Below are 25799 nucleotides of genomic sequence, written 5' to 3' on the forward strand. Positions count from 1 at the left end.
CTTGGAACGCGCCGCGCCGGAATGTACCACCGCGGGCGACGCGCCGCCCGGCCCTGCGCGGGGGCCCGTGGTCACCCTTTTCGTGTGCCAGACTTGCCGCCTGCCCGGGGGCGCCGCCGAGGGGGCGCCCGAGGGTGCCGCCTTCGCCGAAGCCGTGTGCGCGGGTCCGGCTGACCCCGCGATCGCCGTGCGGGCGGTGCGCTGCCTCTCCAATTGCCGACGAGGTCTTTCCGCAGCCATGGTGCGCCGGGACGGTTGGTCCTACGTGTTCGGCGACCTCCTCCCCGGCAGCGCGGACGATCTGCATGTCGGCGCGCGCCTGTTCGCCGGTTCGACGGACGGCCTCATGCCGTGGCGCGGCCGCCCGGACAGCCTCAAACGGGGCATGATCGCCCGTGTCCCCCCGATCTCCTTCATCGAGGAACAAAGATGACCTCGCTCGCGCGCATTCCCTGCACCATCGTCACCGGCTTCCTGGGCGCGGGAAAGACCACGCTGATCCGCCATGTCCTGGAAAATGCGGGGGGCCGCCGTCTCGCCGTCATCGTCAACGAGTTCGGCGATGTCGGCATCGACGGCGAGATCCTCAAGGGCTGCGGCATCGAAAGCTGCCCCGAGGAGAATATCGTCGAACTTTCGAACGGCTGTCTCTGCTGCACCGTCGCGGACGATTTCGTCCCCGCCCTCGACAAGATCCTCGCGCGCCCGGGCATCGAGCATATTCTGATCGAAACTTCGGGCCTCGCGCTGCCGAAGCCGCTGGTTCAGGCGTTTCACTGGCCCGCCATCCGCAGCCGCGTGACGGTCGACGGTGTCATTGCGGTGGTGGACGGACCGGCCCTGGCGGAAGGGCGCGTCGCCGACAATCTCGACGCTCTGGCGGCGCAGCGGGCGGCCGACCCAACGCTCGATCATGACGATCCCGTCGAAGAGGTGTTCGAAGACCAGATCGCCTGCGCCGACCTCGTGGTGATCGCCAAGTCCGACCTTCTGGACGCCGCCGGATCGGCCGCCGCCGCCGCGCGCATTGCTGGCGCCCTCGCCCGCGTCGTGCCGACGGTCCACGCCTCCCGTGGCAAGGTGGATCCGGCCATCTTGCTCGGCCTCGGCATCGGCACCGAGGACGAGATCGCGGCCCGCCGCACCCATCACGACGACGAACTCGACCATGACCATGACGATTTCGACACCATCGTCGTACCGATCCCCGAAGTGATGGAGGCGGCTGCGCTTGCGGACCGGGTCACGGCGGCCGCGCGCCTGCCCGGCGTGCTGCGCGTAAAGGGTTTCGCCAGCGTTGCCGGCAAGCCCATGCGTCTTCTGGTCCAGGCGGTCGGCAGGCGAGTGACCCACCAGTTCGACCGCCCCTGGAGCCCCGGCGAGGCGCGACGGGGCGCGCTGGTCGTGATCGGCCTCAAGGGTTTCGATCGATCAGCGGCGGAAGAGGCCCTTCGCGCCCTTACGCCGGCCGCCTGACGCGATAGGATGGTGCGATGCACCTTCTGACGAGCACATCGGCGACCATCGCGGATCTGGCGGAGCCCATCGACCTTCGCCAGCCCCCGGCCGACCTCGTCGTCTTGTCCTTTACCGACAGCGATCTGCTCGCTTTGGCCGCGGCCTGGCGCGCCGACGCGGCCGAGCGACCGGCCCTGCGACTCGCGCGGCTGAAGGATTTGCGCCATCCCATGTCGGTCGACCTCTGGCTCGACCGCACTGGGCGGCACGCCAAAGTGATCGTCGTGCGCCTGCTCGGCGGACTCGACTGGTGGCGCTACGGCGCCGAACGTCTGGCGGCGCTCGCCCGGGCCGAGGACATCGCGCTCGCGCTTCTGCCGGGCGAGGATCAGGACGATTCGCGGCTCGCGGCCTTGTCCACCCTATCGCGCGGGGATTGGGACCTCTGGCTCGCCCATTTCCGCCAGGGCGGCCCGGACAATATGCGTCATCTGCTGGGTCGGATGTCGGCGCGGGCGCGCGGCGAAAGCATCGCGCCGGCAAACCCCCGTCCGGTTCCCGCTGCGGCCTTCTACAGGCGTGCTCCGCGGATGGGCGGCCGACCGCGCGCCCTTGTCCTCTTCTACCGCTCGATGTGGCTCGCAGGAGACGCCGCCCCCATCGATGCGCTGTGCACAGCTTTGACGGCGCGGGGCCTCGATGCCTCTGCGGTCTTCGTCTCCTCGCTGAAGGATCCCGCCGCCCGCGCCTTCACCGGCTCGGCCCTCGCGGAAACCGAGCCGGATGTCGTGATCACCGCCACCGCCTTCGCCGCCGGCGATGCCGATCTGTTTCCGCCCGACGGTCCGGTGGTGCTTCAGGCGATTCCCGCCACCACGGCGCGCGCGGCTTGGATGGAGAGCCCGCGTGGCCTCGCCGCCGCGGACCTCGCCATGCATGTGGTCCTGCCCGAACTGGACGGGCGGGTGCTGGCAGGGGCGCTGTCTTTCAAGGACACGGCAGCGCCCGATGCGGCCCTCGCCTTCGCGGCGGCCCGCAACGCGCCGGAACCGGATGCCGTCGCCTTGGTCGCAGATCGCGCCGCCGCATGGGCCCGGCTCGCCCGCCGACCCCGCGCGGCACGGCGTCTGGCGCTGATCCTGCCGGACTATCCCGCGTCGGCGGGCCGCACCGGCTATGCGGTCGGGCTCGATGTGCCGGAGAGCGCGCGGCGCCTCCTCGGCCTTCTGGCGGCGGAGGGATACGACGTCCCGCCCGCCCCCGCCCAGGCCCGCGACCTGCTCGGCGCGCTGCGCCCGCAGCCGGCGCTCGGGCTCGCCGACTATGCTGCCGGCCTCGCCGCCTTGCCTCCATCCGTCGCGGCGCAGATCGAAGCCGCCTGGGGCGCCCCCGTCGAGGACCCAGACGTCATCGACGGGGTATTCCGGTTCCGGCTCGCCAGGTTCGGTGCCGTCGTCGTCGCCCTCGCGCCGGAGCGCGGCCTGTCGCTCGATCGCCGCGCCGACTATCACGATCCGGCCTTGCCGCCCCGCCATGCTTTGCTCGCCTTCGGCCTCTGGCTGCAGCGCGAGACCGACGCGGCCATCCATCTCGGCGCCCACGGCACGCTGGAATGGCTGCCGGGAAAGGCGGCCGCGCTGACTCCCGGCTGCTTCCCCCGCGCCGTGCTGGGCGCGCTGCCGGTGCTCTATCCCTTCATCGTCAGCAATCCGGGCGAGGCCGCCCAGGCGAAGCGCCGGATCGCCGCCGTCACGATCGGCCATCTGCCGCCACCCATTCAGGCGCTGGACCTCACTGAAGCGGAGCGCAGGCTGGAGCGGCTGGTGGACGAATATGCCGCCGCAGACGGGCTCGATGCGCGGCGCCGCGACCGGCTCGCGCGCCTGATCGTCGCCACCGCCACGGATACGGGGCTGGCCGATGCGGCGGGCATCGCCCCGGATGCCGATCCGGACACCGCACTGAAGCAGATCGATGCCTGGCTGTGCGATCTCAAGGATCTCAACGTGAAGGACGGACACCACGTGTTCGGCGCCGCTTCCGAAGATCCCGAGCGGGCGGCAAGCGGGAAGGCCGAGCGGGCGGGCCTCCTCGCCGCGCTCGATGGGCGCCATGTGGCACCCGGTCCGGCCGGCGCGCCCGACCGGGGGCGGCGCGATGTTCTGCCCACCGGACGCAATCTCTTCACCGCTGACCCCCGCAATCTCCCGACCCCGACCGCGATGGATCTCGGCAGGCTCGCGGCGGACGAGGTGGTGCGCGCGCATCTCCAGGAGCATGGTGACCATCCCCGCGCCGTGATCGTCGATCTGTGGGGCAGCGCCACGCTCCGCACCGGCGGCGAGGAAATCGCGCAAGGGCTCCACCTGATGGGCTGTCGTCCAGCTTGGGACGGCGCCACCGGCCGCGTCACCGGGATCGAGGTGTTGCCCCCCGCCGCGATCGGTCGGCCCCGTGTCGATGTGACGTTTCGGATTTCCGGCCTGTTCCGGGACGTCTTTCCCACCCAGCTCGCCCTGCTCGACGCGGCCGCCCGCGCCGTCGCGGCACGCACCGACGAAGCGGACGGCGACAACCCTCTCGCCACCGAGGTTCGGGCGGGCGGCGACGGCGCCCGCATTTTCGGCTCTCCGCCCGGAAGTTACGGCGCGGGAATCGAAGACCGGCTTTCAACCGGCCGCTTCATCGATCGCGCGGAACTGGGACGCGCCTATCTCGCCGCCGCGGGCTACGCTTATGGCGGCGCGGAAGGTGACGGACGTCCGAGCGGCGACGGCTTCGCCCGGCGCGTCGCCGGTGCCGACGCCCTCGTGCATGTCGCCGACGATCCCGGCCGCGATCTGCTGGAGGGCGGAGAGGATGCGGCCTTTATCGGCGGCTTCGCGGCGGCGGCCGCCTTGCTCGGGCGCCCGGCCGATCTGATCGTGCTCGACACGTCCGATCCGCATCGTCCCCGCGCCCGTCCCCTCAAGGACGCGCTGGCGCGGCTGGTCCGTGGTCGGGTCTCGCCCGCCTTCATCGCCGGCCAGATGCGCCACGGACCGCGCGGGGCGGCGGAGCTCGCCGAAACCGTCGACCGCCTCATTGCCTTCGCCGAGACCACGGGGCAGGTGCCCGGCACCCTCATAGACCGCCTGCATGCCGCCTATCTCGCCGACGCCGCGGTGTGCGATTTCCTGATGCGGGAGAATCCGGCGGCCGCGCGCGCATTGGCCGCGCGGTTCGAGGATGCGCGCCGCCGGGGCCTCTGGCATCCACGCCGCAACGATGTCGACGGCACCCTCGCCGCCCTGCGCCAGGTGGCGGCAGAATGAGCGCCGGTCGGGTTGAACACCGCAGGGGCGCCTGCCCGACTCTCGCGGCACCGATGGAGACCGGCGACGGGCTGCTGGTGCGGCTCACACCGAAGGACGGCGCGCTGACACCGACGGCGCTCGCCGGCCTCGCCCGCGCCGCCGCAGCGTTCGGCAACGGCATTCTCGAAGTGACCGCGCGCGGCAATCTGCAAGTGCGGGGTCTGCGGCGGGAGACGCTGCCCGCCTTCTCCGATGCCGTCGACCACTTCGGCATCGAGCTGCGCGAGGGGCTCGTGATCGACCTCTCGCCGCTCTCCGGGCTCGATCCCGCCGAACAGGGGGACGCCCGTGCCATGGCCGAACATGTGCGCGCGGCTGTGGCTGCGGCGGGGATCAGCGCCGGGCTCGGCCCAAAGGTGTCGGTCGTCATCTCGGATGCCGGAGCGGTCCCGCTCGACGCGTTGAAGGCCGATCTCCGGCTCTCCGCGCAAGGCGGCGGGGCATGGGAGGTGTCGCTGGCCGGGGACAGTGTGCAGGCGACGCGCCTCGGCCGAACCGATGCCGCGGGTGCCGCCGCCTGCGCCGTCGACCTTCTCGCGCGGATCGCAGCGCGCGGGCGCCGGGCGCGAATGGCAGATGTTTTGGGCGACGGACTTTTATCCGCAGGCAATCTGCCTCGCCTCGATCCCCTGCCGGCGCAGGCGAAGAGCGCGGCACGCGGGTTGATTTCCGATGCCGCGCGCCCAGCCGAGATCCCCCTTACCGACGGCACGCGCGCCCTGCGCCTGTATCTTCCCTTCGGCGTCGCGGATGCCGGGATGATCGCGGCCTTGTGCCAAGCGGCGGCTGACGGCGGCGTGCGGGATCTGAGGCCGGCCCCGCCGCGCGCGCTGATCGCCGTCGGGCTCGCCGCCGCCGCGATCGGTGAGTTCGCGGCGGCGGTCGCTCGGCTGGGCTTCATTCTCGATCCGGCCGACCCGCGGCGCGCGGTCTCCGCCTGTCCCGGCGCCCCGGCCTGCGCATCCGGCCATATCCCGGCGCGGGCGCTCGCACCGCAGGTCGCGGAACTTCTCGCGCCGCTGCTCGACGGCAGCGTGCACGTCCATGTTTCCGGCTGTGCCAAAGGCTGCGCCCATCCCGCGCCGGCCGACCTCGTGATCGCGGGGCGGGAGGCCCGCGCGGATGGAAGCAGCGGCGGCATGGACAGCGCCGTGGTCCTCGTGCGACACGGCACGGCCGCGGAATCGGGGCGCGTGCTGGCGCTGCGCGATCTCCTGCCGGCCCTCGCCCGATTGCCGGTCGCCGCCGGCGGGACGGGGTCCGAACGTCTCGCCCGCCTCGACCTCGCCGAATTGCCGTTCGCGGCGCTGGAGACCTGATCCCGATGGCTGCCCCGATCGACTATCTGCGTGACGGCGATGCCATCTATGAGCGCTCCTTCGCCATCATCCGCGCGGAAGCCGATTTGACGCGCTTCACGGAAGCCGAGGCGGACGTCGCGGTGCGCATGATCCATGCCTGCGGCCTCGTCGAGGCGGCGCGCGACTTCGTGTTCGGCCCCGGCTTCATCGCCGCCGCGCGCGCCGCGCTGAAAACCGGCGCGCCGATCCTGTGCGACGCGCAGATGGTGGCGCACGGTGTCACCCGCGCCCGGCTTCCCGCCGGGAACCGGGTGCTCTGCACCCTCTCCGAGCCCGATGTGCCGGCGCTGGCCACGCGGCTCGGCACGACGCGCTCGGCCGCAGCGCTCGAATTGTGGCGCGACCATCTCGCCGGGGCCGTGGTGGCGATCGGCAATGCGCCGACGGCCTTGTTCCATTTGCTCGAAATGCTCGATGCCGGCGCGCCCCGCCCCGCTGCGATCCTCGGCATGCCGGTCGGGTTCGTCGGCGCGGCGGAATCCAAGGACGCCCTGGCGCAGGATCCCCGCGGCGTCCCTTATGCCATCGTACGCGGCCGGCTCGGCGGCAGCGCGATCACCGCAGCAGCGGTGAACGCGCTTGCGAGGGCCGGCCTATGAGCGGAAGACTGATCGGCGTCGGCGTCGGGCCGGGCGATCCCGACCTCATCACGCTCAAGGCGGTGCGCGCCCTTGCCGGGGCGGACGTGGTGGCCTATTTCGCCAAGGCTGGAAACGGCAGTCATGCGCGCGCCATCGCCGCCGCCCATTTCCCGCCCGGGGCGGAAGAGATGCCTTTGCTCTATCCCGTGACCACGGAACTACCACGCCACGACCCCGCCTATCGCGACGCGCTGTGCGGATTTTATGAAGAAGCGAGCGTGCGCATCGCCGAGCGGCTCGCCGCAGGGCGCACCGTGGCGGTGCTGAGCGAGGGCGATCCGCTCTTCTACGGCTCCTACATGCATCTGCATGTGCGCCTCTCCGGGCGCTTCCCGGCCGAAGTCATCGCCGGGGTGACCGGCATGTCCGGCTGCTGGTCGACGGTCGGCATGCCGATCGCCCAGGGCGACGACGTTCTGATGGTCCTGCCCGGCACGCTGAGCGAGGCGGAATTGGCACGGCGCCTGGCGGAGGCCGATGCGGCGGTCATCATGAAGGTCGGGCGCAATCTGCCCAAGATTCGCCGGGCGCTCGCCGCCGCCGGGCGATTGCCGCGGGCCTATTATGTCGAGCGGGGAACCATGGTTGGCTGCACCGCCATTCCTCTCTCCGCACGCGATGAAGCGCCGGCGCCCTATTTCGCCATCGTCCTGGTGCCCGGCTGGGAGCGAACCGCATGAGCGGACGGCTCTTCGTGATCGGCCTCGGACCCGGTGCGGCCGACCAGATGACACCCGAGGCGGCGGCTGCCCTCGAAGCCGCCCAGGACCTGTTCGGCTACGGCCCCTATCTCGACCGCGTGCCGGTCCGACCCGACCAGACGCGCCACGCTTCCGACAATCGCGAGGAGATCTCGCGCGCCGCCGCCGCTCTTTCGCGCGCGCAAGCGGGCGCGACCGTCGCGGTCGTCTCGGGGGGCGATCCCGGCGTCTTCGCCATGGCGGCCGCGATCTGCGAGGCGATCGAGAGCGGGCCGCCGGACTGGCGTGCGATCGACCTGCAGGTCGTGCCGGGCCTCACCGCGATGCTGGCGGTCGCGGCCCGCGTCGGCGCCCCGCTCGGCCACGATTTCTGCGCCATCTCCCTTTCGGACAATCTGAAGCCATGGGCCGTGATTGAGCTCCGGCTTCGCGCGGCGGCGCAGGCGGGCTTCGTGCTCGCGCTCTACAATCCGGTCAGCCGCGCCCGCCTTTGGCAGCTCGATGCGGCGTTCGACCTCCTGCGGGGGATTCTGCCGGCCGGCGTGCCGATCGTCTTCGGCCGCGCGGCGGGACGGCCCGACGAGCGAATCGCCATCGTCCCGCTTTCCGAAGCGCAGGCGGACATGGCGGATATGGCGACCTGCATCCTGGTCGGCTCGGCGGCGACGCGGCTCATCCACCGACCCGGCCTTCCTCCGCTTGTCTATTCCCCCCGGAGCCAGGGATGAGCGGCCGCGCCGCGGCCAAACGGGTTTCAGCCGGCGCACCGACGCGCGACGAGCGCGTCGAGCCAGACGATCGCCGCCTCGGGGCACGCCACCGCCGCGCCGGGCGGTGGGTCGGGGCGGCGCAGCATCAGCACCTCGATGCCGAGCCGCCGCGCCGCCGCGATCTTGGCATAGGTCGCCGGGCCGCCGCTGTTCTTGGCGACCACCGCATCGATGCGATGCATCCGGAGCAGCGCCAGCTCGTCTTCCAGAGCGAACGGTCCGCGGGCGGTGAGATAGCCGGCGTCGGGCACCGCGAGCGGCGGCGTGACCGGATCGACGCTGCGCACCAGATAGGCATGCTGCGGGGCCGCCTCGAACCCGCGCACGGCATTGCGCCCGATCGCCAGGAACACCCGCCGCGGCGACGCACCGAGCGCTGTGATCGCGTCGGCGACGTCGGCAACCGTGTGCCAACGGTCCCCGGCCAGCGGCGCCCAGGGCGCACGTCGCAGAACGAGACGCGGCACCCCGGCTTCGGCGCAGGCCAGCGCCGCATGGCGCGAGATCGTATCGGCATAAGGGTGGGTCGCATCCACCACGGCGGCGATCCGCGCATCGGCGAGATAGCGAACCAGCCCGGCGACCCCGCCGAAGCCGCCGGACCGCGCCGGAACCGGCTGGGCGGCGGGACGTTCGGTGCGTCCCGCAAGCGAGAGGATCACGCTAAGATCGATGCGGGCGGCAAGCCGGCCGGCGAGATCGCGCGCCTCTCCGGTTCCCCCCAGAAGAAGCACCGGGAGTGCGGGCATGGGTGAGGCGGCGGGGGAAGACGCAGGCATGGCGGCGGATGGTGCCCCGCCCGCCCCCTGGCTGTCCATCGTCGGGATCGGGGAGGACGGTGTCGCAGGCCTCTCGCCGACCGCCTGCACAGCGGTGACGGACGCGCGCCTGGTGTTCGGCGGGGCGCGCCATCTCGCCCTTGCCGGCGCCCTGGTGAGGGGGGAGGCCCGACCCTGGCCCAGCCCGTTCTCCGACGGCGTGGCGCAGGTGTGCGCGGCGCGCGGCACCACGGTCTGCGTGCTCGCCTCCGGCGATCCCTTCCTGTTCGGCGTCGGCGCGACCTTGGCGCGCTTTGTGTCGGCAGCGGAGATGCGGGTCTATCCCGCCCCGTCGGCCTTCAGCCTCGCCGCGGCGCGCCTCGGCTGGCCGCTCCAGGAGGTGGCATGCCTCTCCCTCCATGGGCGCGAGATCGCGCGCGTCCGCCCCGCCCTTCATCCCGGCGCGCGCATCCTCGCTCTGACCTCGGACGGCGCCGCGCCGGGCGAGATCGCGGCGCTGCTGACCCGTCTCGGCTTCGGCGCCTCGCAGCTCTGGGTGCTGGAGGCACTTGGCGGCCCGCGTGAGCGAGTTCGAAGCGTCCGGGCCGAGACCTTTGCCTTGACGGACGTCGATCCGCTGAACCTTCTCGCCATCACGGTCGCGGGCGAAGCGGCACCCGTGCTGCATTTGGGAGGTGGGCTTCCAGACGATCTTTTCGAGCATGACGGACAGATCACCAAAAGGGAGATCCGCGCCCTCACTTTGTCCGCTCTGGCGCCGCGACGCGGCGAATGCCTGTGGGATATCGGGGCGGGAGCGGGCTCGGTCGCGATCGAGTGGCTGCTCGCCGATGCCTCGCTGGCGGCGATCGCGATCGAGGCGGTGCCTGAGCGCGCCGCCCGCATCGGCCGCAACGCGGCGGCCCTCGGTGTGCCGCATCTGCGGATCGTCTCCGGTGCGGCGCCGGCCGCTTTGGTGGGCCTGCCGCCCCCCGACGCGGTCTTTGTCGGCGGCGGAGGCGGTGAGGAGGGCGTTCTGGAGGCCGCGATCTTCGATCTGAAACCCGGCGGACGGCTGGTCGCGAATGCCGTCACGCTGGAGACCGAGGCGCGCCTGCTCGACCTTCACGCCAAGCATGGCGGCGACCTGCTCCGCGTCGCGCTCGGCCGGGCGGTCCCGGTCAAGGGGATGACCGGATGGCGTCCGGCCATGCCGATCACCCAATGGGTCTGGCACAAGCCGCGGGAGGCTGGCCGATGATCGTCGCGGGGATCGGCAGCCGGCGCGGCGTCGCCACGGAGGAGGTGCTCGCCGCCATCGATGCGGCGCTCGCCCGAGCCGCACTCTCGCGCGATGCGCTCGACGCGCTCGCGACGCCGGCAATCAAAGGTGGCGAGCCGGGTATCGCCGCAGCGGCGGCGGCATTGGGACTGCCCCTGATCCTCGTGCCGCAGACCCAGCTCGAAGCCGTTGCGGCACGCGCCCAGACGCGCTCCGAGCGCGTGGTGGCGCTGCTGCGCGTGCCCTCGGCCGCCGAAACCGCCGCGCTCGCGGCCGCGGGACCGGCGGCACACCTGCTCGGCCCGCGCCTCGCGCTCGGAATGGTCACCTGCGCCCTCGCCGGAGGCGAACGCGCATGATGGTCCATTTCATCGGCGCGGGACCGGGCGCGGCCGACCTCATCACGGTACGCGGGCGGGACCTCATCGCACGGTGTCCGGTCTGTCTCCATGCCGGCGCGACGGTGGCGCCCGAGCTGCTCGCCTACTGCCCGCCGGGCGCCCGGATCGTCGATACCGCGCCCCTCGATCTCGACCGGATCGAGGCGGAATTCCGCGCTGCGCGGGACGCCGGTCTCGATGTCGCGCGGCTGCACTCCGGCGACCTCTCGGTGTTCAGCGCCGTCGCGGAGCAGATGCGCCGGCTCGACCGGTTGGGGATCGCCTATAGCCTCACACCCGGCGTGCCCGCCTTCGCCGCCGCAGCCGCGCGGCTCGGCCGCGAGCTGACGGTGCCGGAAGTGGCGCAGAGCGTCGTCCTGACGCGGGTGTCCGGCCGGGCCTCGGCGATGCCTGCCGGCGAGCAGCTCTCGGCCTTCGCCGCCACCGGCGCGACGCTTGCCATCCATCTCGCGATCCATGCCCTCGACCGCATCGTCGCCGATCTGATCCCGGCCTACGGCCCGGACTGCCCGGTGGCAGTGGTGGAAAAGGCGACATGGCCCGACGAGCGGGTGTTCGAGGGCACACTCGCGGACATATCCCTCCGGCTCGGCGACGCGCGGCCGAGCCGGATGGCACTGATTCTGGTCGGCCCTGCGCTCGCTGCGCACGGCTTCCGCGACAGCGCCCTCTATGACGTGGATTATGTCCGCCGGTTCCGCGGAGAGAGCACGTGATCCCGGAAACTGCTGCCCGCGGCCTGATGATCGCCGCCCCACGCTCCGGCGCCGGCAAGACGACCGTGACCCTCGGACTTCTCTCGGCGCTGCGGCGACGCGGCGTGAAAGTGCGGGCTGCGAAGTCCGGGCCGGACTATATCGACCCCGCCTTCCATGCCGCCGCAACCGGGATGCCGGGCCTCAATCTCGACAGCTGGGCCATGCCCCCGGACCTGCTCGGCGCGCTCGCGGCGGAGGCGGCGGCCGGAGCCGAGATCCTGATCCTGGAAGGGGCGATGGGCCTGTTTGACGGCGTGCCGAGCGCGCCGGGGCGGACCGGCGCGGGGGCGGACGTCGCCGCACGGCTCGGCCTTCCGGTGCTGCTCGTGCTCGACGTTTCCGGTCAATCGCAGACCGCCGCCGCGGTGGCGCGCGGCTTCCTCACCCACGACCCGCGTGTCCGCATCGCCGGCATCGTGCTGAACCGGCTCGGAAGCGCGCGGCACGAGCGGCTGATCCGCGAAGCGATCGCCCCGCTCGGCGTTCCGGTGCTCGGCGCGATCCCGCGCGACGGCGCCCTCGCTCTGCCCGAACGCCATCTCGGCCTGGTTCAGGCAGGCGAGCATGCGGACCTTACGGACCGCCTCGCCAAGCTCGCGGACATGGCCGAGCATCATCTCGACCTCGACGGCATCGTGGCCGCGGCCGGAGCGATCACGCCCTCGCACGCGCACGCTCAGCACCTCCCGCCGCCCGGCCAGCGGATTGCGCTCGCCCGCGACGCCGCCTTCAGCTTCGTCTATGCCCATCTCCTGGCGGCCTGGCGGCGCGCGGGAGCCGAGATTGTCCCCTTCTCGCCTTTGGCGGACGAGCCGCCGGACCAGACCTGCGACGCTTGCTGGCTCCCGGGCGGTTATCCGGAACTGCACGCCGGCCGCCTCGCCGCCGCCGACCGCTTCAAAGCGGGCATGGTGCGCTTTGCGCAGGCAAGGCCCGTCCATGGCGAGTGCGGGGGCTATATGGTGCTCGGCACCACCCTCATCGACGCGCAGGGCGATGCGCATTCCATGCTCGGCCTGCTCGGGCTAGAGACCAGCTTCGCGCGACGGCGCATGACGCTCGGCTATCGCGCGGCTCGGCTTCTCGCAGCCTCTCCCCTCGGTCCGCCGGGCGCGCGGGTGCGCGGCCATGAATTCCATTACGCCACCATCCTCGCCCGGGGCGGCGACGATCCGCTCGCCGACCTGTCTGACGCGCGGGGCGAGGCGCTCGGCGCGGAGGGCAGCCGGCGCGGGCACGCGACCGGCACCTTCTTCCACGCCATCGCCCCCGACTGACGCTTCCGAACTCCGCGCCGAGCGCCGGCCTTCGCGTCTCAGGCTGCATTTGCGGCATGCCTCCGTGGATCCCGCGGCGCTATACTTCCCAAAACGCGCCGAAACGGCCGTGCGGGGAGACGCGCATCGGAGGACACGCCATGAGATGCCAGATGAAGGACGACGATTTCCGGGCTGCCATCCTGGACATTGTCGGGGCCAAGGATGGACAGGCCATCGTCATCCAAGTGGTCGGCGGCGGCACGATCACCGGCTACGCGCCGCTCAGCGTCGGCCGGGACTACCTGCGCTGTCACGTCTCGGGCGGCACGGGACCCAAGGAGCAGATCGTCCCCTTCCATTCGATCACCTGCGTGCGATAGGGTTCGTCGGCGCGCGCGCCGGTATAGCCGTGCGGCGGGTTCGCATCCAAGGCTCCGCCGAGGATTCGCGCCGGGCATGTTTGCCTGAGCGTCGAGGAGGCGTGCCTTATCGGCAGGAGGTTCAATGACGGTCCACGCGCCCATTCCCGGCAACACGCCGGAATTCGCCCTGATGCGCGAGCAGATGCTGATCGGCGGCCAATGGGTCGATGCCGATGGCGGATCCACGCTGACGGTCGAAAACCCTGCGACCGGGGACATTCTCGGCACGGTTCCGGATGCCGGCAGCGGCGAGACGCGCCGCGCGATCGAAGCTGCCGCGCAAGCCTTCGTCTCCTGGCGCGCCAAGACCGCGGCGGAGCGGGCCACGTTGCTGCACAAGCTCGCCGACCTCCTGCTCGCAAACCAGGACGAACTCGGCCGGATCCTCACCGCCGAACAGGGCAAGCCGCTCGCCGAGGCCAAGGGCGAAATCGGCGCCTCGGCGTCCTATGTCCGCTGGTTCGCCGAAGAGGCGCGGCGCCTTTACGGCGACACCATTCCTTCCCCCTGGCCGGACCGCCGCATCCTCGTCACCAAGGAGCCGGTCGGCGTGGTGGCGGCGATCACGCCCTGGAACTTCCCCTCCTCCATGCTCTCGCGCAAGATCGGCGCGGCGCTGGCGGCGGGGTGCACGGTGGTCTGCAAGCCGTCCGAACTCACGCCCTTCTCCGGCCTCGCCTGGGGCGTGCTCGCGGAAATGGCGGGGATCCCGGCCGGCGTGATCAACATCGTCACCGGCGACGCCAAGTCGATCGGCGGCGAAATGACGGCGAACCCGCTGGTGAAGAAGGTGACTTTCACCGGCTCCACTGCCGTCGGCAAGCTGCTGATGAAGCAGTCGGCCGAGACGATGAAGAAGGTCTCGCTCGAACTCGGCGGCAATGCGCCCTTTCTGGTGTTCGACGACGCCGATCTCGACAAGGCGGTGGAAGGCGCCATCGCTTCGAAATACCGCAATGCCGGCCAGACCTGCGTGTGCGCCAACCGCTTCTATGTCCAGGCCGGCATCTATGACGCCTTCGTCGAGAAATTCGCCGCCGCCTCGCGGTCGCTCAAAGTCGGCGACGGGATGGACGAGGGGGTCGAGCAGGGGCCTTTGATCGAGGAGAAGGCGGTCGCCAAGGTCGAGCGGCTGCTCCAGGACGCCGTCAAGAAGGGGGCGCGGGTCGTCACCGGCGGCAAGCGGCACCCTCTCGGCGGCAGCTTTTTCGAGCCGACCGTGATCGCGGACGCCACGCCCGGCATGGCTTTTGCCCGCGAAGAGATATTCGGGCCGATGGCGCCGGTGTTCAAGTTCGAGACCGAGGCCGAGGCGGTGCGGCTCGCCAATGCCACCGAATATGGGCTCGCCTGCTATTTCTACACCCGCGACCTCGGCCGCGCCTTCCGGGTGGCGGAAGGGCTCGAATATGGCCAGGTCGGAATCAATGCCGGGGTCATCACGACCGAGGTCGCGCCGTTCGGCGGTGTGAAGGAGAGCGGCGTCGGGCGCGAAGGGTCGAAATATGGCTGCGACGACTATCTGAATATCAAATATGTCTGCATCGGCGGCCTTTGAGCCGCCGCAGGCGCCCCGCTCCGGACGGATCCAGTCGGCACGACGTCCGCGAAAGACAACGGCGTAAGCCCAGCACCGCCAAAGGGTTGCCCATGCTGAACTCGGCCGCCCGCGCCGTCGTCTGTCTCTTCGCCTTGCTCTCGCCCGCCCTCGCCGCCCCCTTGGCGGTCGAGGTGCGCAACGACAGCGCGGCGGTGCTGTGCGCGGAGAAGGACAATGTCGCGCTGACCTTTTCCGCGTCCGCGGTGCGGCGTTTCCGGATCGAGGCGGTCCATCCGGCCTATCTCGGGACGCTCAGGGCCGACCGCACGGCCCCCGACTGGACCCAATGCGACATGTCGGGCGATCCCCGCGTGCCGGCGAAGCCGCGGACCGAAATTCTCTATAGTTCGGCGAAATACCGCCTCGTCGGCTTCACCTTCGCGTCCTTCTGGCGCCCGGCAACCGTCCCCGTCGAGGTCGGGGGGCGCAGCTACGAAGGACTACATATGGTGCAGCTGTTCGTTGCGACCCCCCGCGGGCGGTACGAGGCCCTGGTTTTCTACCCGCCCGACGGCTATTGGCGCGCCCGCCCGCTGCCGCCGCCGCATCTGAAGGAGGCGGCCTATGGCTCGTCCTTCCTGGTCGGGCCGGTCGAGGTCGAGGGCCGGCCCGTGGTGCGGCTGAAAGCGGTCGCGTTCGACCCCGCGACCGCCACCTTCACGCTCGGCTTCGCCGCCGGCGGCAGCGCTAAGATGCGGATCGCAGAGTTGAATTCAGAACGGCAGGCGCTCGATATCGGCTTTTCGGCGCCGGTCGAGGGCCGCCCGTTCGCGGCGCTGCGCTCGATGTATGTGACCGCGTTCAACAATGATGCCGCGGCGGTGGCGGTCAAGCCGCCCGATGCGGCGGGATGGCTGGAGAGCCCGATCATGGCGTTTCCCGGCGGCCCGGTCCTGGAACTCTGGGCCGGCCGGGTCGCGCCCTCGCGCCATAATACAAGCGCGCCGGACATGGTCTTCGGGCCGTTTGAAGGGCCCTAACAGGCGATCAAACGCCGGCATTACGGCCGCATGGGCGGGATCGCCCGCCCATGCACGACCGGCGCCGGTCCAGCCGGTCACATCGCCTTCGGCAGGACCGCGATGTCGCGCACCGGGCCCGTGACGCCGGCGATCTTGGCGGCCGCCGTGCCCTTGCCGGTGGCGAGGTCGACGGAATAGAGCGTGTCGCCCGACATGAGCCAGGCGGAATTGCCGCCATTGCCGTCCGAGACGATGTCGAAGGCCGCGCCCTTGCCGGACATGCCGAGCTTGCCGACCGTGTTGAGCACGCCGTCGTTCGGCGGCGCCTGCTTCAGCAGCGTGCCCGAGGCGTCGATGTCGAACAGGGCGGTTTCCTTGGTGCCCTTCACCGAATTGGTATAGGCGCCGGCCACCACGTTCGGCTTCATCTCGCGCATGGCGTCGGCGCCGGCAAAGGCCAGATTGCCGTCGCGGATGACTTTGCCGTCATCGACATTGACGCGCAGGTTCATGCCGTCGGAGCCCATCAGGCGCAGGCGGTCGGCCACCGGGTTGAAGTCGACGGTCGCGACCACGCCGGGCGAGAGCATGCTTTCGAGCTTGGACTTCCCGGTCGCCTTGCCGGTCGCGGTGTCGATCGTGACGATCGCGCCGTCATCGATGACCGCATAGAGCAGGCCGTCCGCCGGGCGCACGTCGATGCCCAGCACCTTTCCGGAAATGCCGGTGATCTTCAAGGTCTTGCCGGCCTTCTTGGCGGCCGCGTCGACGATCACGATGGTGTCGTCGCCGGTCAGAGCGGCGACCGACTGGGCCTGCGCGCCGGCGAAGGCGACGGAGGCGAGCAGCGAAGCGAGCAGGGTGGTCTTGAGCATGCGAGGTCTCCGGTTCGGAACCGGCCATCAGCGCCGGTCGAAAGGGGTACACGCGGCGATGCGGGGCGGATGCAGCGGGGACGGAAAAAAATCGCGGCGATGAAAAAATCCGCCGATGGGGGCCGGCGGACGCATCCCGGCGCGTCATCCGCGTGTACCCTTCCGGTACGAAAGCCGAGCCGGCGCGACGCGGTCCGGCCGAAGGGCGCGAAGGGCGGTATGGAACAGCGGACGCACGAGAGTGGCGCAGCGGCGGGCGAAGCCGGGTTCGATGTCGCGGCGACGCTCGCGGCGTGCGCGGGCGGCGACCGCACGGCCCTGCACCGGCTCTATGAAGCGGAAGCCGACCGGATGCTCGGCGTCGCCCGGCGCATTCTCAAGCGCGACGCTTTGGCCGAGGAGGCGGTGCACGACAGTTTCGTGCTGATCTTCCGCCAGGCGGCGCGCTTCGATCCCGCGCGCGGCAGCGGGCGCACCTGGATCTATGCCATCCTGCGCAATCGCGCGCTGAACATCCTGCGCGGCGAGAAGCGGACCGATTTCGTCGACGATTACGAGCCCTTCGGCCTGGAAGCGGAGGACGAGAGCCCGGAGGCCGCCTTGGTGCGGCTCTCGGAGTCCGGCCGGCTGCGGGCCTGCCTGGAGCGGCTGGAGGCGCCGCGGCGCACCGCCATTCTCCTCGCTTATGTCAACGGCCTGACCCATGGCGAACTCGCCGGCCGCTTCGGCGTGCCGCTCGGCACCATGAAATCCTGGATCCGCCGCTCCCTCCTGAGCCTCAGGGAGTGCCTGGCATGAGCCCCGATCCGCACGCACCCAACCGCTTCGAGGGCCTGGCGGCCGAGCATGTGATGGGCCTGCTCGAAGGCGAGGAGGCGCGCCGCGCCGAGAGGCTGGAACAGGAGGATCCCGGCTTTGCCGCGGCGGTCGAGCGCTGGCGCCTGCGCTTCGGCGAACTCGACGCGACCGCGCCGGCCCATGCCCCGCCGCCGGACCTGCTCGCCCGGATTTCGGCGACTTTGGATGCGGCCGAACCTGAGGCCCCGCCGCAGCCGGAATCCGCGCCCGCCCGCGCCGCCCGGCCCGCGCCGCTGGCGGCGCTGTGGCGGAGCCTCGGCTTCTGGCGCGCGACCGGGCTCGCGGGCGCGGCGGCGAGCCTCCTGCTGGTGATCGGCATTGCCTTCGGTCCCCTCGGGCGCCTGCCGCAGCCGCAGATGGTCGCGGTTCTGATCGGGCCGCAGGGCGAACCCGCCGCCTTGGTCAATGCCTTCGCCGACGGCACGGCGGACCTCATCCCGCTGCGCACCATCGCGGTGCCGGAGGGGCGTGTGCTGGAAGTGTGGACGCTGTGGGACCCGGCGCGCGGCCCGGTCTCGATCGGCCTGTCGAACGAGGCACGCCGCATCCGGCTCGACCTGAAGAACCTGCCGCGCACCGCGCCGAACCAATTGTTCGAGATCACCCTCGAACCCCAGGGCGGCTCGCCGATCGGTCGGCCCACCGGGCCGATCCTGATGAAGGGAACCACCAGCGTCGCCTTGTGACGGGCGCGGCGCGCCCGTCCCTTTGGGCCGAACAGCCGTCAGGTCTCAAAGCCCGGCGATCCGCCATCCCGTCGTCCGCACCGTGGCGCAGGCCGGGGTGCCGTCTTTCCCGGTGCCGATGACGGTCGTTTCGAGGGTCTCGCCGCTCTTGGCCGCGCGGTCGAGCAGGTCCTGCGCGATATCGTGGATGTCGATCTTCATGCGGCGGGACCAGGGCGACGCGGGATCCCCGGCCAATTGGCCGATGCGGATATAGACGAACCGCCGCACCGGGCCTTCGCGGCGGACCTGATCGCCGAAGACTTTCGGTCCCGGCGCGGTCCTCACCTGGAAATCGAACGCGAGCGGCGCGCCGTCCCGCGAAGATTTCGCATCGAGCGGCGAGTCATCCTTGGCCTGGAGGCTGTGGAGCACGCCGGCCACCGGCTGCGCGATGACGATCCGCAAAGTAACCATGGTCGGGTCTCACTGGGAGCGCATGCTCCGGCCGTACGATTGTGCCTCAACCGGCGGCGCCTGCGCGAGGCGGCGGCATGCCGCCCGGCTGCCGAAGTCCAGATTGCCCCCGCCCGAAACCGCGCGGCCATTGTCTCGGCGCCGGTGCGGTGCTAAGAACGCCCCCTTCAAGAGGACGGCCACGCCGATCCAGCCGCCCGGGACCCGATCCCGGAGGCCCCCGCCCGACAGCGCGTTGCGCCCTCGGGCGCGCTCGGCGTTGGGCGCATCCTCGCGAAACACCTTCGACCGCAAGGCCGGAGACCACCGGACGGACCCATGTTCGACAGCCTTTCCGACCGCCTCGGCGGCATACTCGACAAGCTCAAACGGCGCGGCGCGCTCAGCGAGGCCGATGTCGGGGAAGCCATGCGCGAAGTGCGGCGCGCGCTGATCGAGGCCGACGTCGCCCTCGACGTGGTGCGGTCCTTCACCGACAAGGTGCGCGCGCGGGCGGTCGGCGTCGAGGTGGTCAAGTCCGTGACCCCCGGCCAGCTCGTGGTGAAGATCGTCCATGACGAACTCGTCGCCATGCTCGGCTCGGACGCCGATCCGATCGACCTCAACGCCCCCGCCCCGGTGCCGATCCTGATGGTCGGCCTGCAGGGCTCGGGCAAGACCACGACCACCGCCAAGATCGCCAAGCGCCTCACCGAAAAGGGCAAAAGGCGAGTCCTCATGGCCTCGCTCGACACCCGCCGCCCGGCGGCGATGGAGCAATTGGCGACCCTCGGCACCCAGATCGACGTGACCACCCTGCCGATCGTTGCGGGCCAGTCGGCGGTGCAGATCGCCCGCCGCGCCATCGAGGCGGCGCGGTTCGGCAATTACGACGTCGTGATGCTCGACACCGCCGGCCGCGTCACCCTCGACGAGGCCCTGATGGCGGAAGTGGCCGAGGTCAAGGCCGCGACCAACCCGCACGAAGTGCTGCTGGTCGCCGACAGCCTCACCGGCCAGGACGCGGTCAACACCGCCAAGGCGTTCGACGGCCGCGTCGGCCTGACCGGCATCGTGCTGACCCGCGCCGACGGCGACGGGCGCGGCGGCGCCGCTTTGTCGATGCGCGCGGTCACCGGCAAGCCCATCAAGCTGATGGGCACCGGCGAAAAGATGGACGCGCTGGAGGATTTCGATCCCAAGCGCGTCGCCGGGCGCATTCTCGGCATGGGCGACGTGGTCGCTCTGGTCGAGAAGGCGGTCGAGAATATCGACATCGAGAAGGCCAAGGCGACCGCCGAACGGATGCGCAAGGGCGCGTTCGACCTCGAGGATCTGCGCGACCAGCTCGGCCAGATGCAGAAGCTCGGCGGCATGGCGGGGCTGATGGGCATGATGCCCGGCGTCGCCAAGGTGAAGAACCAGATCGCCGCCGCGAACATCGACGACAAGGTGTTCCGGCGCCAGGTCGCGATCATCAATTCCATGACCCGCCACGAGCGGCGCAATCCCAAGGTGCTCGACGCCTCGCGCAAGCGGCGCGTCGCCTCCGGCTCCGGCACCAAGGTCGAGGAGATCAACCGCCTCCTCAAGATGCACCGCCAGATGGCCGACATGATGAAGGCGATGGGCGCGTCCGGAAAGCGCGGCCCGATGGCCGGGCTCGCCAGCATGTTCGGCATGGGCGGCGGCATGCCCTCGCCGGAAGCGCTCCAGCAGATGGCCGAGAAGATGCCCGGCGGCGGGGCCGGCGGGCTGCCGCCCACCCTGCCGGGGCTCGGCAAGGGGCTTCCCCCGACCTTCCCGGGCAATCTTCCCGGCCTCGGCAATCTGCCGCGCGGGTTCCCCGGCTTGGGAGGCCCGAAAAAGAAGTGACGGCGGCCGGACGCCCCGGCCGCAGACCGGTTTGGACGGCACGCCGACCGATCCCCTCCTCACAGTGCTTACGGGCGGAACCCGGACCGGTGCGAACCGACCCGCTCCGCCTTCAGACCGCAGACACCGAACACGTTTGAAAGGAAGACCCATGTCCCTGAAGATCCGGCTCGCCCGCGGCGGTGCCAAGAAGCGTCCCTATTACCGCATCGTCGTCGCCGATGCCCGGTCGCCCCGCGACGGCCGCTTCATCGACAAGATCGGCACCTTCTCGCCGCTGCTCGCCAAGGATGCCGAGAACCGCGTCGTGCTCGACGTCGAGAAGGCCAAGGCCTGGCTCGAAAAGGGCGCCCAGCCGACCGATCGCGTCGCCCGCTTCCTCGATGCGCAGGGCCTGATCGCGCGCGGCGCGCGCAGCAACCCGAAGAAGGGCGAGCCCGGCAAGAAGGCGCAGGAGCGCGCCACCGAGCGCGCCGCCAAGGCCGCCGCCGCCGCCAAGGCCACCGAGGACGCCGCCGCCGAGTGACGCCGGCTCCGGCGCGGGGCGGCGACGCCCCGTCCGCCGGATCGGCCGGCCGGAACGGGCCGGGTCGTCGACCCGGCTTTCGAACCGCGGCCCAGTCTCAGATGTGGCGCGAGCGGCGGACCGGGCGGATCGACCCCGCCGGTCCCGGCTCTCGCCCACCGCAGGAACGACGGCAGACCCGCTATGGCCAACCCGATCCTGATCGCCCGCATCGGCGCGCCGCACGGCGTGCGGGGCGAGGTGCGGCTGTTCGCCTTCGGCTCGGACCCGGAGGCGCTGCGCGATTATGCGCTCACCGACCCGGCCGGGCGCCCCGTCCGCATCACCCATTTGCGGGCGGCGACGGACCATTTCGTCGCCCGGATCGCCGGGATCGCCGACCGCAATGCGGCCGAGGCGCTGACCAATACCGATCTGTTCGTGGACCGCGACGCCCTGCCGGAGGCGGAGGACGAGGACACCTTCTATCACGCCGATCTGATCGGGCTCGCCGTCGAGGATCCCTCCGGCGCCCCCCTCGGCACGGTCACCGCGCTGCATGATTTCGGCGCCGGCGACATTCTGGAATATGCCCCGCTCGCGGGGGGACCCTCGCGCCTCGTCGCCTTCACCAAGGCCGCCGTGCCGGTGGTCGACATTGCCGGACGGCGCGTCGTGGTGGCGCCGCCGCCCGAGATCGAGGCGCGCGGCGCAGCCGGAGACGCGCCGGGGGCGAGCGACGCGGAGTGACGCGGGCCGGCCGCCGGCCCGCCCGCCTCAGTGCGCGCTCGATCCGCCGATCCGGTCCGACCAGGCGAGGATCAGGCTCGAAAGCACGAACACGGTGTGGATGATGACCAGCCACATCAGATGCGTCGTGTCCGCCCCGGCATCGAGATTCATGAAGGCCTTGAGCAGGGCGATGGCGGAGATCGCCACGATCGAGGCGAGAAGCTTCTGCTTCAGGCCGGAGAAATCGACCTTGGTCATCCAGTCCGGCCAATCGGGATGGCCGTTCGAATCGATCTTGGAGACGAAATTCTCGTAGCCCGAGAAGATCACGATCAGCACCAGATTGCCGGTGAAGGTGAGGTCCACCAGCGTCAGCACGCCGAGAATGATGTCGGTCTCGCTCGCGCCCACGGCATGGGTCACGAAGTGCAGCAGTTCGTGGCCGAACTTGAACAGCAGCACCATCAGCGCGACGACAAGACCGAGATAGAACGGCGCCATCAGCCAGCGGCTGCGGAACAGGATCTGCTCGATGCCCTTCTCGATCATCCTCGCCTCCCTTGCGCCCGCCCTGAGGTGCCATGACCGGCCGGGCGCGGGCAAGAGGCGAAGCGCCGCTATTCCTTCACGGCGCCGGTCATGGACGAGACATAATGCTCGACGAAGAAGGAATAGAGGATGACCACCGGCAGCGAGCCGATCAGCGCGCCGGCCATCAGCGCCCCCCATTCATAAATGTCGGACCGCACCAGTTCCGTCAGAACGCCGACCGGCACGGTCTTGTTCTCGGAGGATTGGATGAAGGTCAGCGCATAGATGAATTCGTTCCAGGACAAAGTGAAGGAGAAGATGCCCGCCGAGATCAGGCCCGGCACCGAGAGCGGCAGCAGAACCTGGATCAGGATCTGCCAGCGCGAGGCGCCGTCGACCAGCGCGCATTCCTCCAATTCGTACGGGATGGAGCGGAAATAGCCCATCAGCAGCCAGGTCGAGAACGGCACCAGGAAGGTGGGATAGGTCAGGATGAGGGCGAGCTTGGTGTCGTAGATGCCGAGCTTGAACACCATCAGCGCCAGCGGGATGAACAGGATCGAGGGCGGCACGAGATAAGCGAGGAAGATGCCGAGCCCGACCCAGCGCGAGCCGTGGAAGCGCAGCCGCTCGATGGCATAGGCCGCGAACACCGACGTCACCAGCGAGATGAAGGTGGCGCAGACCGAGATCAGCATCGTGTTCCAGAGCCAGCCGGGATAGGAGGTCTCGAACAGCAGATAGCGGATATGCTCCAGCGTCGGCTCGACCACCCAGAGCGGGGAATAATTGGCGTAATCGGTGAGCTGGTGGTTCGGCTTGATCGCGGTGATCGCCATCCAATAGAACGGAAACAGCAGCACGAACACGAAGACCAGAAGCGGCAGCATGACGGTGACGAGCCGCTTCGGCAGACTGTCGAGATAGCTCATCCCGGTCGAATGGTCGGACGTGCCCTGATCGGGTGTTTTCTGAGCGGACGGATTCTGAGCGGTCATGCGCCGGTCCTTGAAAAAGACGCCCGCGGGCGGAAGAAACGGGGCCGGGACGCCATGCTCAGTCGCCCCCGCCCTGCTGCCATTTGCGGCGCTGCAGGCCGAAATAGCTGAACAGGATCGCAGCCAGCAGAAACGGGATCATCGCCACCGCGATCGCCGCGCCCTCGCCGAGCTGCCCGCCGGGAATGGCGCGCTGGAAGGACAGGGTCGCCATCAGATGGGTCGCGTTCAGCGGGCCGCCGCGGGTGAGCACATAGATGAGCTGGAAGTCCGTGAAGGTGAACAGGACGGAGAAGGTCATCACCACGGCGATGATCGGCGAGAGCATCGGCAAAGTGATGTAGCGGAAGCGCTGCCACCCGCTCGCCCCGTCGAGCGTCGCCGCCTCGTGCAGCGAGGGCGGGATGGTCTGGAGGCCGGCGAGCAGCGAGATCGCGACGAAGGGAATGCCGCGCCACACATTGGCGGCGATCACCGAGGCGCGGGCATTGGTGCTGTCGCCGAGGAAATTGATGTTCTGGTCGATCAGGCCGAGCTTGATCAGGGCCCAGGAGAGAATCGAGAACTGGGCGTCGAAGATCCACCAGAAGGCGATCGCCGAGAGCACGGTCGGCACCACCCAGGGCAGCAGCACGACCGCCCGGAAGAAGGCCTTGAACGGCAGATGCTGGTTCAGCAGCAGCGCCAGCCAGAGGCCGAGGCCGAATTTCAGGATCGAGGCGCCGGTCGTGTAGAGCAAAGTGTTGAAGACCGCGAGCCAGAACACGCTGTCGATCCACAGCAGCTCGTAATTCTCCAGCCCGACGAACACGCCGTCGCGGCCGATCCGGGTGTCGGTGAAGCCGAGCCAGACGCCGAGGCCGAGCGGATAGGTGAGGAACAGCAGCAGAAACACCGCCGCCGGCAGGAGGAACAGCAGGCCCAGAACGTGCCGGCCCTGGCCGATGCCGGACCACCAGGACCTGCTGCGCGCCCGTGCCCCCGGTGCCGCGATATCCGCCATCTGTGACCTCTCCCTGGTGAGCTACGCGGTGAGCGATCGGCCCCGCCGCCGGCCGTGACGCGCCGGCGATCCGGTGCGCGGCCCCGCCCGGTTCGACCGGCGCCGGCCGCGCGGCGTGCCGCACGGCGCGGGCGAAGGGCGGCCGGCTCCGGCCCGCCCCGCGATGAAAAGTGCCGCCGCTCCACCCGTCCCTGACCGGGCGGAGCGGCGTGCGGGTCAGCCGCGATAGATGCGGCTCGCCCGCATCTCGGCGCGCTTGGCCGCCTCTTCGGGCGTGCGCTGCCCGGTCGCCGCCTCGGCGACCATGTCCACCACGATCCAGTCGGCCATGGCGGCCGCGGATTGGGGGCCGAGCGGGCCGGAATAGCCGTTCGGGCGCAGGAGTTCGGAGGCCTTGGCGTACGGCGCGTGGTTCGGATCCGAGGTCCAGATCGGATTGCTGGCGAACGCCTTGAGGGTCTGGCAGCAATAGCCGCTCGATCCCTGGATCCAGGCATTCATCTGCGGCGCGTCGAACATGAAGGACATGTAGGCGAGCGCCGCCTGGGGATATTTGGTGTATTTGAAGATGCAGGCCGACGTGGTCTGGGTGAGTTCCGCCGGGCCGCCCGGACCGACCGGCATGTTGGTGGTCTTGATGTCCTTCGCCATGTCGGCGAGCTTCGGATCGTTCTTGGCCGCGTAATAGAGCGACACGCCATTGGCCGTGACGGAGATTTCTCCGGCGAGGAAGGCGCGGTTGTTGTTGACGTCGAGCCAGCTTTCGGTGCCGGGAATGAAGGTCTGGTACAGCTCGCGCGCATAGCGCAGGGCGGCGACCGTCTCGGGGCTGTTGATGACGACCTTGGACTTGTCGTCGACCATCTTGCCGCCATGGCTCCACAGCACCCAATGGCAGAAATTGTTGCCGTCGCCGACGCCGTGGCCGAGGGTGAAGCCCATCGGATGGTTCTTCGCCTTCAGAGCCTTGCCGAGTTCGAGCAATCCCTTGGTGTCGTTCGGGAATTGCGAGAATCCGGCATCCTTGACCCAGCTGTCGCGATAGCAGATCGCATTGCCGATCGTGGCGAGCGGGAAGGCGATGAAGCGGCCGTTCGCCTTGGCATAGGCCTCATTGCCGGGATACCAGCCGCCATATTTCCCGCCGAGCGCGGTCGCGAGGTCGGTCACGTCCATCAATTTGTCGGGATATTGCTGGGCATCGTCGAACCACACCCAGACGATGTCCGGGCCGGATCCGACATTGGCGGCCACGGCGGCCTTGGGGCGGATGTCCTCCCAGCTCTCCTTGTCGATGCGCACCTCGACGCCCGTGGCCTCGGTGAACTTCTTCGTGTTGGCGAGCCAGGCCTCTTCCTCGGCCTTGATGAAGGGCGACCAGCGCAGCATCCGCAGCGAGGCGCCGGGCTCCGGCTTGTATTGCGGGACGGACTGGGCGAAGGCGCCGCCGGTGAAACCCGGAAGGGCCGAGGCCCCGGCAAGGCCGGCGCCGCCGAGAAGGACATTGCGTCTCGAAATGGTCATGGCGTTCCTCCCACACTCTTCGTTGCGTTTCCTCGCGCGCCGGATCCG

At 70.2% G+C, this 25799-nt stretch carries 26 protein-coding genes; 19 read left to right on the forward strand and 7 right to left on the reverse strand.

The window, feature by feature from the left end; all coding sequences use genetic code 11:
• The first annotated feature begins 1 nt into the window (after nucleotide 1).
• Genes EDC64_RS03185 through EDC64_RS03215 form a run of 7 tightly spaced genes read left to right on the forward strand, consistent with a single transcriptional unit; the run spans nucleotide 2 to nucleotide 8245 of the window.
• Nucleotides 2-433, forward strand: a complete 432-nt coding sequence (locus EDC64_RS03185) for a DUF1636 family protein (protein WP_132029754.1) — start codon at nucleotides 2-4, stop codon at nucleotides 431-433.
• Entirely contained in the window at nucleotides 430-1476 is a 1047-nt protein-coding gene (cobW, locus tag EDC64_RS03190) for a cobalamin biosynthesis protein CobW (protein ID WP_132029756.1), read from the forward strand. Before EDC64_RS03185 ends, cobW begins: the two co-directional genes overlap by 4 nt.
• Nucleotides 1477-1493: 17 nt before the next feature.
• Entirely contained in the window at nucleotides 1494-4772 is a 3279-nt protein-coding gene (gene cobN / locus EDC64_RS03195; protein ID WP_132029758.1) for a cobaltochelatase subunit CobN, read from the forward strand.
• Complete coding sequence (gene cobG, locus EDC64_RS03200) at nucleotides 4769-6133, forward strand: precorrin-3B synthase (RefSeq protein WP_132029760.1); 1365 nt, start codon at nucleotides 4769-4771, stop codon at nucleotides 6131-6133. The genes cobN and cobG overlap by 4 nt, the downstream gene beginning before the upstream one ends.
• A 5-nt stretch (nucleotides 6134-6138) precedes the next feature.
• Nucleotides 6139-6774: a precorrin-8X methylmutase gene (locus EDC64_RS03205; RefSeq protein WP_132029762.1), complete on the forward strand. Its 636-nt coding sequence runs from the start codon at nucleotides 6139-6141 to the stop codon at nucleotides 6772-6774.
• Nucleotides 6771-7496, forward strand: coding sequence for a precorrin-2 C(20)-methyltransferase (locus tag EDC64_RS03210; RefSeq protein WP_132029764.1), 726 nt, complete (start codon nucleotides 6771-6773; stop codon nucleotides 7494-7496). The genes EDC64_RS03205 and EDC64_RS03210 overlap by 4 nt, the downstream gene beginning before the upstream one ends.
• On the forward strand, nucleotides 7493-8245 hold the full coding sequence (locus EDC64_RS03215; RefSeq protein WP_132029765.1) for a precorrin-3B C(17)-methyltransferase: 753 nt from the start codon (nucleotides 7493-7495) through the stop codon (nucleotides 8243-8245). Before EDC64_RS03210 ends, EDC64_RS03215 begins: the two co-directional genes overlap by 4 nt.
• Nucleotides 8246-8271: 26 nt before the next feature.
• On the opposite strand, the gene EDC64_RS03220 is transcribed toward EDC64_RS03215, so the two are convergent.
• Nucleotides 8272-9036: a cobalt-precorrin-6A reductase gene (locus EDC64_RS03220; RefSeq protein WP_132029767.1), complete on the reverse strand. Its 765-nt coding sequence runs from the start codon at nucleotides 9034-9036 to the stop codon at nucleotides 8272-8274.
• On the opposite strand from EDC64_RS03220, the gene cbiE reads away from it, so the two are divergent.
• The 7 genes from cbiE to EDC64_RS03255 all read left to right on the forward strand — a co-directional run bounded on the left by cbiE (nucleotide 9035) and on the right by EDC64_RS03255 (nucleotide 15747).
• Nucleotides 9035-10306: a precorrin-6y C5,15-methyltransferase (decarboxylating) subunit CbiE gene (cbiE, locus tag EDC64_RS03225; RefSeq protein WP_245504505.1), complete on the forward strand. Its 1272-nt coding sequence runs from the start codon at nucleotides 9035-9037 to the stop codon at nucleotides 10304-10306. The genes EDC64_RS03220 and cbiE overlap by 2 nt on opposite strands.
• Nucleotides 10303-10686: a cobalamin biosynthesis protein gene (locus EDC64_RS03230; RefSeq protein WP_132029769.1), complete on the forward strand. Its 384-nt coding sequence runs from the start codon at nucleotides 10303-10305 to the stop codon at nucleotides 10684-10686. Before cbiE ends, EDC64_RS03230 begins: the two co-directional genes overlap by 4 nt.
• Entirely contained in the window at nucleotides 10683-11444 is a 762-nt protein-coding gene (cobM, locus tag EDC64_RS03235) for a precorrin-4 C(11)-methyltransferase (protein WP_132029771.1), read from the forward strand. The genes EDC64_RS03230 and cobM overlap by 4 nt, the downstream gene beginning before the upstream one ends.
• 26 nt (nucleotides 11445-11470) lie before the next feature.
• Nucleotides 11471-12763 (forward strand): cobyrinic acid a,c-diamide synthase CobB, encoded by a 1293-nt coding sequence (locus tag EDC64_RS03240; RefSeq protein WP_132029999.1) that lies wholly within the window; start codon nucleotides 11471-11473, stop codon nucleotides 12761-12763.
• A 152-nt stretch (nucleotides 12764-12915) separates the two neighbouring features.
• Entirely contained in the window at nucleotides 12916-13125 is a 210-nt protein-coding gene (locus tag EDC64_RS03245; protein WP_165933621.1) for a hypothetical protein, read from the forward strand.
• A gap of 124 nt (nucleotides 13126-13249) precedes the next feature.
• Nucleotides 13250-14725 (forward strand): NAD-dependent succinate-semialdehyde dehydrogenase, encoded by a 1476-nt coding sequence (locus EDC64_RS03250; RefSeq protein WP_274594931.1) that lies wholly within the window; start codon nucleotides 13250-13252, stop codon nucleotides 14723-14725.
• Between the two features lie 92 nt (nucleotides 14726-14817).
• Nucleotides 14818-15747 (forward strand): hypothetical protein, encoded by a 930-nt coding sequence (locus EDC64_RS03255; RefSeq protein WP_132029774.1) that lies wholly within the window; start codon nucleotides 14818-14820, stop codon nucleotides 15745-15747.
• Between the two features lie 77 nt (nucleotides 15748-15824).
• On the opposite strand, the gene EDC64_RS03260 is transcribed toward EDC64_RS03255, so the two are convergent.
• Nucleotides 15825-16604, reverse strand: coding sequence for a DUF4394 domain-containing protein (locus EDC64_RS03260; protein ID WP_132029775.1), 780 nt, complete (start codon nucleotides 16602-16604; stop codon nucleotides 15825-15827).
• Between the two features lie 219 nt (nucleotides 16605-16823).
• Between EDC64_RS03260 and EDC64_RS03265 the strand changes: the two genes are divergently transcribed.
• Both EDC64_RS03265 and EDC64_RS03270 read left to right on the forward strand, forming a co-directional pair.
• Nucleotides 16824-17402, forward strand: coding sequence for a sigma-70 family RNA polymerase sigma factor (locus EDC64_RS03265; RefSeq protein WP_132029776.1), 579 nt, complete (start codon nucleotides 16824-16826; stop codon nucleotides 17400-17402).
• Nucleotides 17399-18148, forward strand: coding sequence for an anti-sigma factor (locus EDC64_RS03270; protein WP_132029777.1), 750 nt, complete (start codon nucleotides 17399-17401; stop codon nucleotides 18146-18148). Before EDC64_RS03265 ends, EDC64_RS03270 begins: the two co-directional genes overlap by 4 nt.
• Nucleotides 18149-18193: 45 nt before the next feature.
• Here EDC64_RS03270 and EDC64_RS03275 read toward each other — a convergent pair whose 3' ends face one another.
• Nucleotides 18194-18604, reverse strand: coding sequence for a DUF5990 family protein (locus tag EDC64_RS03275; protein ID WP_132029778.1), 411 nt, complete (start codon nucleotides 18602-18604; stop codon nucleotides 18194-18196).
• A gap of 318 nt (nucleotides 18605-18922) precedes the next feature.
• On the opposite strand from EDC64_RS03275, the gene ffh reads away from it, so the two are divergent.
• The 3 genes from ffh (at nucleotide 18923) to rimM (ending at nucleotide 21713) form a co-directional block, all read left to right on the forward strand.
• Nucleotides 18923-20458, forward strand: coding sequence for a signal recognition particle protein (gene ffh, locus EDC64_RS03280; RefSeq protein ID WP_132029779.1), 1536 nt, complete (start codon nucleotides 18923-18925; stop codon nucleotides 20456-20458).
• 151 nt (nucleotides 20459-20609) lie between these two features.
• Nucleotides 20610-20984 (forward strand): 30S ribosomal protein S16, encoded by a 375-nt coding sequence (gene rpsP / locus EDC64_RS03285; RefSeq protein ID WP_132029780.1) that lies wholly within the window; start codon nucleotides 20610-20612, stop codon nucleotides 20982-20984.
• Between the two features lie 183 nt (nucleotides 20985-21167).
• Nucleotides 21168-21713 (forward strand): ribosome maturation factor RimM, encoded by a 546-nt coding sequence (rimM, locus tag EDC64_RS03290; protein ID WP_132029781.1) that lies wholly within the window; start codon nucleotides 21168-21170, stop codon nucleotides 21711-21713.
• Between the two features lie 27 nt (nucleotides 21714-21740).
• On the opposite strand, the gene EDC64_RS03295 is transcribed toward rimM, so the two are convergent.
• The 4 genes from EDC64_RS03295 to EDC64_RS03310 form a co-directional block, all read right to left on the reverse strand.
• Nucleotides 21741-22244: a TIGR00645 family protein gene (locus EDC64_RS03295; protein ID WP_207915869.1), complete on the reverse strand. Its 504-nt coding sequence runs from the start codon at nucleotides 22242-22244 to the stop codon at nucleotides 21741-21743.
• Nucleotides 22245-22312: 68 nt separating this feature from the next.
• A complete protein-coding gene (locus tag EDC64_RS03300) occupies nucleotides 22313-23158 on the reverse strand; it encodes a carbohydrate ABC transporter permease (RefSeq protein ID WP_420808942.1) in 846 nt (281 codons plus the stop codon).
• Between the two features lie 124 nt (nucleotides 23159-23282).
• Nucleotides 23283-24227 (reverse strand): carbohydrate ABC transporter permease, encoded by a 945-nt coding sequence (locus EDC64_RS03305; protein ID WP_245504506.1) that lies wholly within the window; start codon nucleotides 24225-24227, stop codon nucleotides 23283-23285.
• Nucleotides 24228-24443: 216 nt separating this feature from the next.
• Nucleotides 24444-25751: an ABC transporter substrate-binding protein gene (locus EDC64_RS03310; protein ID WP_132029783.1), complete on the reverse strand. Its 1308-nt coding sequence runs from the start codon at nucleotides 25749-25751 to the stop codon at nucleotides 24444-24446.
• Nucleotides 25752-25799: the final 48 nt, after the last annotated feature.

The sequence above is a fragment of the Aquabacter spiritensis genome, from assembly GCF_004346185.1.
GTDB lineage: Bacteria > Pseudomonadota > Alphaproteobacteria > Rhizobiales > Xanthobacteraceae > Aquabacter > Aquabacter spiritensis.

What these genes read in the sequence shown, in the direction of transcription:
- rimM (WP_132029781.1), top strand. Translation starts at nt 21,168, where the DNA reads ATGGCCAACCCGATCCTGATCGCCCGCATCGGCGCGCCGCACGGCGTG.
- EDC64_RS03205 (WP_132029762.1), top strand. Translation starts at nt 6,139, where the DNA reads ATGGCTGCCCCGATCGACTATCTGCGTGACGGCGATGCCATCTATGAG.
- EDC64_RS03305 (WP_245504506.1), bottom strand. Translation starts at nt 24,227, where the DNA reads ATGGCGGATATCGCGGCACCGGGGGCACGGGCGCGCAGCAGGTCCTGG.
- rpsP (WP_132029780.1), top strand. Translation starts at nt 20,610, where the DNA reads ATGTCCCTGAAGATCCGGCTCGCCCGCGGCGGTGCCAAGAAGCGTCCC.
- EDC64_RS03220 (WP_132029767.1), bottom strand. Translation starts at nt 9,036, where the DNA reads ATGCCCGCACTCCCGGTGCTTCTTCTGGGGGGAACCGGAGAGGCGCGC.
- ffh (WP_132029779.1), top strand. Translation starts at nt 18,923, where the DNA reads ATGTTCGACAGCCTTTCCGACCGCCTCGGCGGCATACTCGACAAGCTC.
- EDC64_RS03275 (WP_132029778.1), bottom strand. Translation starts at nt 18,604, where the DNA reads ATGGTTACTTTGCGGATCGTCATCGCGCAGCCGGTGGCCGGCGTGCTC.
- cobM (WP_132029771.1), top strand. Translation starts at nt 10,683, where the DNA reads ATGATGGTCCATTTCATCGGCGCGGGACCGGGCGCGGCCGACCTCATC.
- EDC64_RS03265 (WP_132029776.1), top strand. Translation starts at nt 16,824, where the DNA reads ATGGAACAGCGGACGCACGAGAGTGGCGCAGCGGCGGGCGAAGCCGGG.
- EDC64_RS03270 (WP_132029777.1), top strand. Translation starts at nt 17,399, where the DNA reads ATGAGCCCCGATCCGCACGCACCCAACCGCTTCGAGGGCCTGGCGGCC.
- EDC64_RS03210 (WP_132029764.1), top strand. Translation starts at nt 6,771, where the DNA reads ATGAGCGGAAGACTGATCGGCGTCGGCGTCGGGCCGGGCGATCCCGAC.
- EDC64_RS03240 (WP_132029999.1), top strand. Translation starts at nt 11,471, where the DNA reads ATGATCGCCGCCCCACGCTCCGGCGCCGGCAAGACGACCGTGACCCTC.
- EDC64_RS03310 (WP_132029783.1), bottom strand. Translation starts at nt 25,751, where the DNA reads ATGACCATTTCGAGACGCAATGTCCTTCTCGGCGGCGCCGGCCTTGCC.
- cobN (WP_132029758.1), top strand. Translation starts at nt 1,494, where the DNA reads ATGCACCTTCTGACGAGCACATCGGCGACCATCGCGGATCTGGCGGAG.
- cbiE (WP_245504505.1), top strand. Translation starts at nt 9,035, where the DNA reads ATGGGTGAGGCGGCGGGGGAAGACGCAGGCATGGCGGCGGATGGTGCC.
- EDC64_RS03250 (WP_274594931.1), top strand. Translation starts at nt 13,250, where the DNA reads ATGACGGTCCACGCGCCCATTCCCGGCAACACGCCGGAATTCGCCCTG.
- EDC64_RS03295 (WP_207915869.1), bottom strand. Translation starts at nt 22,244, where the DNA reads ATGATCGAGAAGGGCATCGAGCAGATCCTGTTCCGCAGCCGCTGGCTG.
- EDC64_RS03260 (WP_132029775.1), bottom strand. Translation starts at nt 16,604, where the DNA reads ATGCTCAAGACCACCCTGCTCGCTTCGCTGCTCGCCTCCGTCGCCTTC.
- EDC64_RS03215 (WP_132029765.1), top strand. Translation starts at nt 7,493, where the DNA reads ATGAGCGGACGGCTCTTCGTGATCGGCCTCGGACCCGGTGCGGCCGAC.
- EDC64_RS03300 (WP_420808942.1), bottom strand. Translation starts at nt 23,158, where the DNA reads ATGAGCTATCTCGACAGTCTGCCGAAGCGGCTCGTCACCGTCATGCTG.
- EDC64_RS03230 (WP_132029769.1), top strand. Translation starts at nt 10,303, where the DNA reads ATGATCGTCGCGGGGATCGGCAGCCGGCGCGGCGTCGCCACGGAGGAG.
- cobW (WP_132029756.1), top strand. Translation starts at nt 430, where the DNA reads ATGACCTCGCTCGCGCGCATTCCCTGCACCATCGTCACCGGCTTCCTG.
- EDC64_RS03255 (WP_132029774.1), top strand. Translation starts at nt 14,818, where the DNA reads ATGCTGAACTCGGCCGCCCGCGCCGTCGTCTGTCTCTTCGCCTTGCTC.
- cobG (WP_132029760.1), top strand. Translation starts at nt 4,769, where the DNA reads ATGAGCGCCGGTCGGGTTGAACACCGCAGGGGCGCCTGCCCGACTCTC.
- EDC64_RS03245 (WP_165933621.1), top strand. Translation starts at nt 12,916, where the DNA reads ATGAAGGACGACGATTTCCGGGCTGCCATCCTGGACATTGTCGGGGCC.